General features: G+C 38.0%; 6 protein-coding genes. 2 read left to right on the top strand and 4 right to left on the bottom strand.

What is annotated here, in order from left to right; translation table 11 throughout:
- Nucleotides 1-77 precede the first annotated feature (77 nt).
- From M2265_RS23515 to M2265_RS23505, 3 genes are read right to left on the bottom strand one after another with little or no spacing between them, the layout of a single operon-like run.
- Nucleotides 78-785 (bottom strand): RraA family protein, encoded by a 708-nt coding sequence (locus M2265_RS23515; protein WP_132770214.1) that lies wholly within the window; start codon nucleotides 783-785, stop codon nucleotides 78-80.
- A gap of 32 nt (nucleotides 786-817) precedes the next feature.
- Nucleotides 818-2,449, bottom strand: a complete 1,632-nt coding sequence (locus M2265_RS23510) for a sodium:solute symporter family transporter (protein WP_132770216.1) — start codon at nucleotides 2,447-2,449, stop codon at nucleotides 818-820.
- 18 nt (nucleotides 2,450-2,467) lie between these two features.
- Nucleotides 2,468-5,431, bottom strand: a complete 2,964-nt coding sequence (locus M2265_RS23505) for a glycoside hydrolase family 2 protein (protein ID WP_132770218.1) — start codon at nucleotides 5,429-5,431, stop codon at nucleotides 2,468-2,470.
- Between the two features lie 244 nt (nucleotides 5,432-5,675).
- On the opposite strand from M2265_RS23505, the gene M2265_RS23500 reads away from it, so the two are divergent.
- Together M2265_RS23500 and M2265_RS23495 are read left to right on the top strand one after the other, a co-directional pair.
- Nucleotides 5,676-6,542: an AraC family transcriptional regulator gene (locus M2265_RS23500; RefSeq protein ID WP_132770220.1), complete on the top strand. Its 867-nt coding sequence runs from the start codon at nucleotides 5,676-5,678 to the stop codon at nucleotides 6,540-6,542.
- A 130-nt stretch (nucleotides 6,543-6,672) separates the two neighbouring features.
- The gene (locus tag M2265_RS23495; protein ID WP_132770222.1) at nucleotides 6,673-8,916 is read left to right on the top strand and encodes a glycosyl hydrolase family 95 catalytic domain-containing protein; all 2,244 of its coding nucleotides are present in this window, start codon (nucleotides 6,673-6,675) and stop codon (nucleotides 8,914-8,916) included.
- Between the two features lie 183 nt (nucleotides 8,917-9,099).
- Here the strand turns inward: M2265_RS23495 and M2265_RS23490 are convergent, their stop codons facing one another.
- Nucleotides 9,100-11,130 (bottom strand): GDSL-type esterase/lipase family protein, encoded by a 2,031-nt coding sequence (locus tag M2265_RS23490; protein WP_165905892.1) that lies wholly within the window; start codon nucleotides 11,128-11,130, stop codon nucleotides 9,100-9,102.
- Between the last annotated feature and the right edge of the window lie 68 nt (nucleotides 11,131-11,198).

Below are 11,198 nucleotides of genomic sequence, written 5' to 3'. Positions count from 1 at the left end.
ATTACATCTTGAGCTCACACGCTCGGTTTATGTATAATTTTAGAAAAATCGATCTTTGATGAGTAACAAAAAGCTTATTACATGATACCATAGGTATCAAAAGCTTCCTTAGCACCCATACCCTCTAAAACCTTTTTCAGAACAACTTTTTCACTTCGAGCTTTTTCCAATGCCCGAGTAAAAACTTCAACCTCATGCTCCTTCGGCACTAAACAAACACCATCAATATCTCCGATTAAAATATCTCCATCTTGAATCATAATATTGTTGATGCATATTGGCACTCTCCAATCAATCACCTTGCCACGAGGAGCTTGATCCTGTGCATAATTACCCATTGAGAAACAAGGGAAATCTAGTGCTAAGATACCATTCGTATCTCTAGAATAGCCATTTACAATCGCACCAGCAGCACCCAGCATTTTTGCTCGTGCGCTCATGATTTCACCCCACAAAGCATAACTTGGTGACGAGCCACTACAAATATAGATTTCATCCTCTTTAAGATCATCCAAAGCTTCCAGCATATACCCAAAAGTTTTAGCTAGAACCGGATTTTTAGATGTTGACTCTCCCAATGAACTTACATCGGCTTCCAATACAGTCATTGCTCTCCCCACAACAAACATATCGTCACGAATGGAACGGATATTGGGTGGTAAAAACTGATGGTACATCCCCATCTTATCCATAATATCACCAATGACTGCTGTAAATAATTCTCTGCGGATCAGCGCGAATAATTCCTTATCATTGTTCCACTCTACTTGCAAATTTGTCTCCATTTTATATTTTTTATTATTGCTATTATTATTGATTACCAAAAAACGATATACAAAGCGGTCAACACGCCTATAATTAACAAACTAACCACTTTAAATAAATCTGACACCACAAACATTTCCTTCTCCAAGATCAATGCCTGCTGATTTTTTCTTTTCTTATCAAAAACACTAATGACCGTCATCGTGATCACTGTAAAGACAAAAACCACAAGAATACGATTCATAAAAGGCATCTGATCCAACCATACATTCTTAAACAAAATCGAATAAAAGAAAGTCGATAGCGCTCCACCAATAGCGGCGTTAGAAGTTGTCCATTTTGTCAAAATACCCATTAAGAAAATAGCCAGTACACCAGGTGTTATAAAGCCCGTAAATTCTTGAATAAATTGAAACCCTTGATCCAGATTACTTAATAATGGTGCTAATGCAGCTCCAATAAATAGCGAAACTACAACCGAGATTTTACCCAATTTGACTAAAAAAGACTCTTCAATCGGTTTGGTTTGCGTATTTTTATAAATATCCAGCGATACAATTGTCGCAATACTATTCACTTTGCCAGCCAAGGAAGCCACAATAGCTGCCGTCAATGCGGCAAAAGCCATTCCTTTAAATCCAGTAGGCAAAATCGATAACAGCAATGGATACGCTTTATCAGGCTTAACGATATCTCCGTCCATCATTCCGTTTTGAAATAGCGGATTATTCCCACTCTGATATAGATAAAATGCAGCAATACCTGGTAAAACGACAATTAAAGGCATCAGTAATTTCATAAATGCGGCAAACAACATACCCTGTTGCGCAGTGGCTAGATTTTTAGCTCCTAATGCCCGTTGCGTTATATACTGATTACAACCCCAATAAGAAAGATTCATAATCCACATACCACCTATAAGTACCGACCACCCCGGTAGATCCATGTAAGCATCACCACCATCAGGTTTAGTCAATTGTCCTTTTTCAATAAAAAGATGAAAATGAGAAGGCACCTCTGCTTTCAATACTTTCAAGCCATTCCACCACCCTGACAATCCTTCAGCATCTGCAACTAAACTAAGCGCAATATAAGTTGTGGTCAAGCCACCGATAATTAACAGGACTACCTGTACGACATCCGTATAACCAATGACTTTCATTCCGCCTAATGCAATAAACCCAGCCAATATGGCCAAAATCCAGATACACCACACAAATGGAACATCCGCAATTGCATGTATTGCCAAAGCTCCCAAATATAGGATCGAAGTGAGATTAACAAAAACATATACCAGTACCCAAAACACAGCCATGATCATACTCACCCGATTATCAAACCGCTTCCTCAGAAATTCAGGCATCGTATAAATCTTGTTCCTCAGATAAATGGGCAAGAAGAATATCGCGACAATGATCAATCCTAGGGCTGCCATCCATTCGTAAGAAGCAATTGCAATACCCAAGGCAAATCCGGAGCCGGACATCCCAATAAACTGTTCTGCAGATATATTAGAAGCAATGATGGACGCTCCAATCGCCCACCATGCTAATGATCCCTCTGCGAGGAAAAAATCATGACTTAAAGAGCCAGACGTCTCCTTTTTCTTATAGATATAATATCCATATCCACCCACAAGAATGAAGTACAGAACATAAATCAATTGATCAATCCAAGTTAACATATGTAGTTAATTTTATAATTAAAATCTTAAGGTTATAGCACCGTTACATGGAGACGCTTCTAACGTTTTGCAATAGTTCCCCCATGCGATTTCAGGATAATCCCATTTATTATTGACAAACAGTATAACTTGCTCACCCTCCATACGGTCTATTCGACAAGCAACATCACCCTTTGGTGCTATCACAGAAACACGGGTTGATTTACCAGAAGAAAGTGTATAATAAAAAGTATTCTCTTTCATACTTTTTGCTTTGTTGGTCAAAGGATGCTCACTTCGAGCGCCTTTATCCGACCAGTAATAGTAATTGTGCGTATCCTGGTCCCACCCTTGAGTAGGTTTCTCACAATATGCAGCCTGTTTACTTTTATAAAGATCAGCACTCCCTTCATTTCCGGCAAATTCTCCTTCAGGATAGTAATTCCAATATCCATCTCTTTTCCAATTCAAACGGTCCAGATCATTTGGCATATAATATTTTATACCAACCTCTCTTAGATAGCCGTTAGGTTCTCCAGCAGTACGGTAATTAGTCGTCATTTCTCCTCCAGACTTGATCACAATATCAAAATATACTTGTAATCCTTGATAAGTTCCAGCAATAGCAAGTAACGCAACACCATCTTTAATTTCACATTTCACAGAGGTCTTCTTCCAATCTTTATCGTAAATCAAATATTTGTTCGCGCTTTTTCTAACTTCTGCGCCCGTTAAATGATTCAGGTTTACATCCATATTCAAGAAAGGTCCTTTTTCGATAAACACCTTCCCATTAGTAGTTGCACCTTCAATCAACCCTGTTTCCTTCGAAATAGGTATTTCAAAATTATGTCCCTTGATGATAAAATTTTCTTTATTTTCCACAAGTTTAAGTTTTCCTTTATGTGAAGCTTCAGGCATATCGATAGGTCGTTCACCAAAATAATACTCGTAAGTATCAACTACACGACCATCCTGATCAATAAAGTTTAAGCATACCGATCTCCCCTCTTTCCATTCTTCCGCCGGTAATTCAAATTGTCCTTTAGCATGGGGTTCAATGGAAGGCAATCCAATTGTCTTCGTACGTCCTTCATAAGTATATGCTAATTTTACTTCATTCAAATTAGTGTGATCATACCGATTGTACACATCAAATAGAATTTGTTTATTCGCCGAAAACTTTTTCACGATCTTGCCCTCATTCAATATCCGAATGGGAGACTGAGCTTTCTTGGTCGACCAGAATTCAGGTTTGGGCCTTCTCCAGACATCTACAATACCCCATTCTCCATATCCTACAGCATGACCTTGATATCCTTCCGGCTTTGCAGATTTTGCAAATTCATTCCAAAATGGTGTACCTTTTTTCAAGGTTTGAGGAATATTAAAGGTATCATCTACATATCCCCAAATTGCACCACCCAATCCACCTTTGGTCGGAAATAATCTTCCCCACATCATATCCATCGAGATTCCCCAAAATTCTCTGATATTCGGATCATCTCGTAAGGTCTGATACGTGTAACAAGCAGGATGTGCCCATTCATCAAACAAAGCTGGTATACCATGTCCTTCATATCCTTTAGTTGTCTTTCCAAACTGTGTCAGATTACCGTTAACATCCTGATAGTGCATACTCAGTATTTCATAAATCTTCGCATCACTAGATTGCGATCCTGGGTAACTCCAGATAACAGGCCTAGTTTGATCAGCATTTTTAACCAAATCCCAACTTTTTCTGAAATTACTTCCGTAGATAGATTCATTTCCAATAGACCAGATAATAACCGATGGATGTGTTCTAAAAGTATTGACCATTTCGCGGCATTGGCTCAGATATTGATCCGTGTGATTGGCATCATTTTGAGTAGCGCCAGGTGCATAATTCTTTTGTCTATAAGTATCAACAAAACAAACAGCTGTTTCTACTTCTACATAAATTCCATAGCGGTTACAGAACTCAACAAATCGTTCTGATGGCGGATAATGTGAAGTTCTTACAAAATTAATATGAGCATCTTTAAACAATTTAACATCCAAACTATCGTAGTAAGGTACACTAACACGGCCTAAAGTAGGATGAACATCATGACGATTAGCCCCTCTTAATTTAACAGGTTTCCCATTCACAAACATCTGGTCTTCAACAATCTTAACTTCACGAAATCCGATCGCTTTACTAAACGCATACGTATCATTACCGTCTTTTTTAATTTTAACATCAAGACGATAAAGATAAGGATGTTCAGCATCCCATTTCAAAGGATTAGCTATTGGAAAACTATTGCTATTGTGACCTTTGTTTACCACAAATTGTTGTTCAGACTCGGAAACGAGTTTATTCTTACTATCATATAATGCATAATGAACAGTAACACCTTGCGCCTCTTGCAACGTATAATTTAATTTTAAGACAGCATCTTTAAAATGCTGATCCAAATCTGTTTCAACACCAAAATCATGTATGCTATTTACAGCAGTTGCAAATAGGGTAACATCTCTTAATATCCCTCCAATCGGATGATGTGCATACCCCGAAGCGTAAGATATATCATCCCGTTTATCTTGAACTTCCAGAAAAACTACATTTTCCTTATCAAAATTAACATAGGGACTGATATCGGTTTCCCAGCGTGTAAATCCTCCTTTATGCGTTCTGATCACTTTACCATTAATACTTAATGTCGCTTGACTATAGACACCATCAAAGCGCAAGACAATCTTTTTCCCTTTAAAATCTTTTGGAAGCGTAAACTTTCTTTTATAAAAAAATGATTTATCATGTTCTATTCCATACCCTTGCATCACGGCTTCCCCAGGTACTTGTATTGGTGCCCAATCGGATTGCTTATCAAATTGAAACTGCCACTCTCCGTTGAGCGATAGTACAGGACTTTTAACCTGGTTTGTTTTCTTTGGTAACTCATAAGCTAACTCCTGTCCCAAAACACCGAGATGAGAAACAGACAAAAACAAAAATATCACTACTAATTTCAACATCTTCATTTTAAAAATTGGTTATTATACACATAAAATATTTACTATAAAGGTATATGAAGCGAACACGCGAACATAGAACTCAAAGTTATCGCTCCTGAAGACAACAAACTAAAACTTGATACACATGAAATAAAACTTTTTACACCCATCTTCATAATTTAACATGACAAAATAATCAGTATTGTTTTATTCGAAAAATTATTACTTATATTTGTTTGACAATTATTAATCATCATATCCTATTATGAAAGCACAATTTATTGAACTGTCTCCCCCTAACGAGAAGACAATCCTCATCAAGCAGGTCGATCAGGAGTTTTTGAGTAACCCCTTACATTTCCATGAGTTATGTGAACTCGTCCTAATTTTAGAGAGTTATGGAAAACGTGTCGTTGGCAATCATGTCGATAGCTTTAGTGCTGGAGATCTTGTGCTAATGGGACCAAATATCCCTCACATCTGGCGTAATGACGATATTTTTCTTAATCCCCAACATGATGAACGTGCAAGAGCAATCGTACTCTATTTTCCAGCGGATTTCTTACTACGACTTACAGATGATCAAGCAACCATTAGTGCTATGCAGCAATTCATCAAAAGATCAAAACGAGGATTGAGATTTCATGGACAAACCTTAGAACAAGCTACCGAACTAATTAAAAGTCTAGCACAGAAAAAGAGTTTTTCTAGAATCACAGGATTTCTAAATCTTATTGAATTACTCCATCAGGCAGAAGAATGCGAAAATTTAGCCTCAGAAGGCTATAAACCTACGTTTGGAGAACAAGAAACCAATCGCATTAATAATGTATACATTTATGTTATGCAAAATTTCCGAGAAGAAGTTTCATTAGGAATAGCCGCAGAGTTGGTTAATATGACACCCAATGCCTTTTGTCGTTTTTTCAAACGCCATACCCAAAAATCATTCTCTAAATTTGTTAATGAAATGCGTATCGGACATGCGTGCAAATTGCTGATGAATAAACAACTGTCAATTTCTGAAATCTGCTACCAAAGTGGCTATCAAAATCTAACCAACTTCAATAAATTCTTTAAAACTATTATGAGAAAAAGTCCACGGGAATATCGTAAAGAAATGGACATGTAATTCCCTAATACAGGTATTAATACACGTTGATAAATTATAAAAGGTTAACTTTGCATCAATAATTGATAATAAACATCCAAACAAACTTTAGTGAATTCTTTAACTTTGGCAAGAACCATTAGAGCTTTCAATGAAATCATATTTATTATCATTAATAGCGATAGCTACGCTAACCTGTCCGCTATACGCACAACCTTCTAAGCAGGACAATCTTCAATCCGAACATTTAGCAACCCGTTGGGACGAAGCCATCCCTTTAGGAAATGGTATGCTTGGCGCATTAATCTGGCAAAAAGATAATACCTTAAGACTATCTTTAGATCGTGCCGATTTATGGGACGAGCGTAAGGCATTTCAACTTGAACAACATGACTTCAAATGGGTACAGCAAAAACTTCATTCGGGGCAATATACCGAAGTACAAAAATGGGGTGACAATCCTTATGGGGATTATCCCTACCCAACCAAACTTCCTGCCGCAGCCATGTCTTTTGATCTCGCTTCTTTAGGCAAAGTAGTCTCCAATGTACTGGATATAAAAACTGCAACAAACACCGTCCGCTTTGACAACGGAAACACATTTACTTGCTTTATTCATGCAGATAAACCAGTGGGTTATTTTGAGATTACAGGTCAAAATATACAAAATGCCCTTCCCAAATTACTTCCACATCAATATGCGTTGGCTTCTGATAATAGTAACGAAGTGTCCGTAGTCGATGGACAAAGTCTATCGCGGCTAGGCTATAAACAAGGGAAGTTGACCACATCAACACACAGCCAGCTTATTCACCAGCCGACCTATGAAAATAGGTTTTATGAAGTATTATTGGAGTGGAAAGAAGTCTCGCCCAATAAGCTTATTGGTATGTGGACTGTAGCCAATAATGAAAAAGCAAACTTAAATAAAGAGATCCAATCAAAAACCACCAACAAATTTACAGAAACTCATCTCTCCTGGTGGCATGCTTACTGGAAGCAATCAGCGATAAACATACCTGATGCTTTATTACAAAGACAGTACTATTTGGAAATGTATAAACTCGGCGCTGCAGCACGAAAAGGAGCACCGGCCATTACACTTCAAGCAGTTTGGACTGCAGATAATGGTGGATTACCGCCATGGAAAGGAGATTTTCACAATGATCTGAATACACAGCTCAGCTATTGGCCCACCTATACAGGAAATAGACTTGCTGAAGCCGAAACTTTCACAGACTGGTTATGGAAAGTCAGACCAGCCAATTTAGCTTACACCAAACAGTATTTTGGTGTTGAAGGTCTTAACATTCCCGGCGTTCTGACATTAAGTGGAATCCCCATGGGCGGGTGGGTTCAATATGCCCTTTCACCAACAGTAAGCGCTTGGACCGCACACCATTTCTATATGCAATGGAAGTACAGTATGGATAAGAAATTTCTTAAGGAAAGAGCATTACCGTACATTATCGAATCGGCCACTTACCTTCGCAACATTACAGAGGTCCGCAATGGAAAACGTTATCTTCCACTTAGCGCAAGTCCTGAATATAATGATAATAGCACAAATGCCTGGTTTAAAGATTGGACCAATTTTGATCTCGCCCTTGCCCATTTTCTATTTGAAGCTGCCGCAGAAGTAAGCGAAGCTAGCGGACAAGTAAAAGATGCCAAAGCATGGAGAGCTGTAGGAACACAACTACCCGGTTATGCAAAAAATGAAACAGGATTAATGGTTGCGGTCGATGTTCCTATGGAGCATTCCCACCGTCATATGTCACCCTATTTATCCATTTATCCACTAGGTCTTTTGGATATCAATAAAGCAGAAGATAAAGATCAGATCACAAAATCAATGCGCCATTTAGAAAAATTAGGCACTCGTGCTTGGGTTGGTTATTCCTTCAGCTGGATGGCTTGTTTACATGCCCGTGCAAAAGAGGGCGATCAGGCAGTTCTTAATCTCCAAAAATTTGCTAACAATTTTTGTTCGACCAATTCCTTTCATGTCAACGGAGACCAAAAAGGTGGACAATACTCAGGTTTTACTTACCGACCGTTTACATTAGAAGGAAACTTTGCATTTGCACAGGGAATCCATGAATTATTGTTACAGAGCAAACAAGGTTATGTAGAGCTATTTCCTGCAATCCCGATAAGCTGGAAAAACATTTCTTTTACTGACCTCAGAGCTGAAGGTGGCTTTTTAATTAGTGCCTCCAGAACAAATGGCCAATTGGATAAGCTGATTATAAAGTCAGAACAAACCGGTACTTTAAGATTGCGCTATGAGCAACCATTAAAATCAAAATCTAATAAAACGATCAGTAAAGAAAGAGATACATATAATATTTCTTTAAAGGCTGGCGAAAAATTAGAACTTGAAAAAATATAGTCAAATAGAATGTTTCCTAAATTAGGATGTATATTCCAAAATTGGAAGTAGTAAAAAAACAAATGAGAAGAGCCCAATAAATATTGGGCTCTTCTCATTTTAAAATTAATTTTATGTCCAGTTTAATATGCTAGCGCTTGCAATAAACTATCTAGTCAAAGCGCATTACACTTCAAAAGAAATTTATTCACCTAATGCCTTTTGAATTACTTTTGACAAAGCCTGTGCCCATTCGGTATATCCTCCAGAAAGATGGATCCCATCAGTGCTATAATCATCCAACGATAAATTACCGTCAGCTTTTATAAACGTATCGGATAACGGCATATAGATCCAGCTTTCATCTTTAGCCTGAAGCTTCAAAAGACGATGTATATCCTCATATTTCCTTCTTCGCGGATCCGTACGGTCCACGCCTACAGGCAATGGCCCCGTCAAGATCAATTTAGAATTCTTCATATTTTTGCGTATCCATTTTTTTATTTCCAGGATACCTGCTACAATTTCTTCAGCCGTATCGCCATCTAAAAAATTATTAACGCCTATTGTCACCACAACAACTTTAGGAGCAGCCTCCTTATACTTACCATTCATCAGTCTCCAAAGTACGTTCTGTGTTCGATCGCCAGCTATTCCAGCACAATCCCATTTGTATGACGAAAAAACCGATTCAAATGCATTGTAACCAGGTTTATAAGGAAGATGTGTTCGTGTACCACCGATCCCCTGTGTAATGGAATTGCCGACAAATAAAATGTCCAACTGTTGCTTTTTACTGTCCAAAATGCGGTTAATATCATCATTTTCTCCCCACCAGCCCATATTTGGATTCCAACCAGCTCCAGCCCGATATTCCGATCCTGCTGTGGCAATAGCAGCAAAGTTCAGCTTACGATCATCTGCTCTTAGCAGAAAATCTACCAGTGGCGTTGGATCAGGTAAGCTGTGAGGATGATGACCCACTGTTGATTTATGTATAATTTCCAATTTTCCGCCAGCGGCAATATAAGCTTTGGCAAAAGGAAGTGTATTTTCATCCGGCGGTACGATATCATCCACATCACCGACAACATGAATCGAAGGAATTTTTAACGCACCGATTTCAGAAGCTCTATCCACAGGTGCATCTTTAAAATTAAGAGCCTGTTGTTCTGTCAGTTTATAAACCTGTTTAAAGATTTCCCAATTCTCTGGACTTCCTTTTCCCTTTCCTTGTCCTCCCGGCCAACTTTTAAAATTTAACACAGGTGCGTCAGCATAAATGGCACTAACACGATCCGGATAACGTAGAGCCCAATTGTATATATATACCCCACCTCGACTCATACCTTCCATAACTGCTTTTTTATTCAGTCCGAATTGCTGTAAGAATTTATAAAAATTATTCCAGATTTGTAGTGACTCCTCATTGCCAAAAAGTTCGGATACATCACAGTAAACGATATGATATCCCCGCTCCAACATCGCAATATCCAATTGAGGTTCATGTCCCCAGAAACGTGCGCGCCATATCCATGGGCTTCCTTTAGCTACGATTTTAGGTTTCACAACTCTCGCTTCTTTACCTTCAAAATCGAACGTTTCAGAAGAAAATCCATAAAAAGACTCACGCTTTCCATTTTCAATTTTAATTTTTGAAGATCCGATTACTGGCGTTTTTATAAGCTCATATAACCGCTTTGCAACAAGACTAGCACCGATAGACGTTAGCCTTTTCTCCTTATCCAGATAGACATCACCTCCATATAAAGCAGGTGACAAATCCGCAATTTCGCAGTTACTCTTAAAAGCAAGCGTCTGTAATTGTATTTTCTCAGATAATTGTTGCTTTTCATTCAAGTTTCTAGGAGTACTAAGTAATACGACTCTAGCTCCATTCTTGATTGATGAAGTGATATTTTTCAATAATTTGCTATCATCTTCTTGTGAAAAATCAACATCATGATTCAGATCAAGAATCAGAAAATCTCCTTTCTTAATATTCAGATCATCCAAATGTTTTAATACATGATTATCAATAGATATCGGAGCGTTTGTTACGACATCCATTCCATTTAAAAATACTTGATACTCTTGGCCGAACATCCCTCCCAACTGTGCCGGAAAACTATTTTTCTCAGGCATAAACATCGCAGATCCTGTCGTGAATTCCTGTCCGATACAATAAATTTTACCCTTAGATTGAGCAAAAAGTATCGTAATAGTGCTCAGCATAATAAGGATCCATTTGATACAAATAGACAATAGATTTTTAATCATCAGCTGTTAGGTCTAGATAAAAG

It is taken from the genome of Sphingobacterium kitahiroshimense (assembly GCF_025961315.1).
Lineage (GTDB): Bacteria > Bacteroidota > Bacteroidia > Sphingobacteriales > Sphingobacteriaceae > Sphingobacterium > Sphingobacterium anhuiense.
This window is presented reverse-complemented; position numbering and strand designations above follow the sequence as displayed.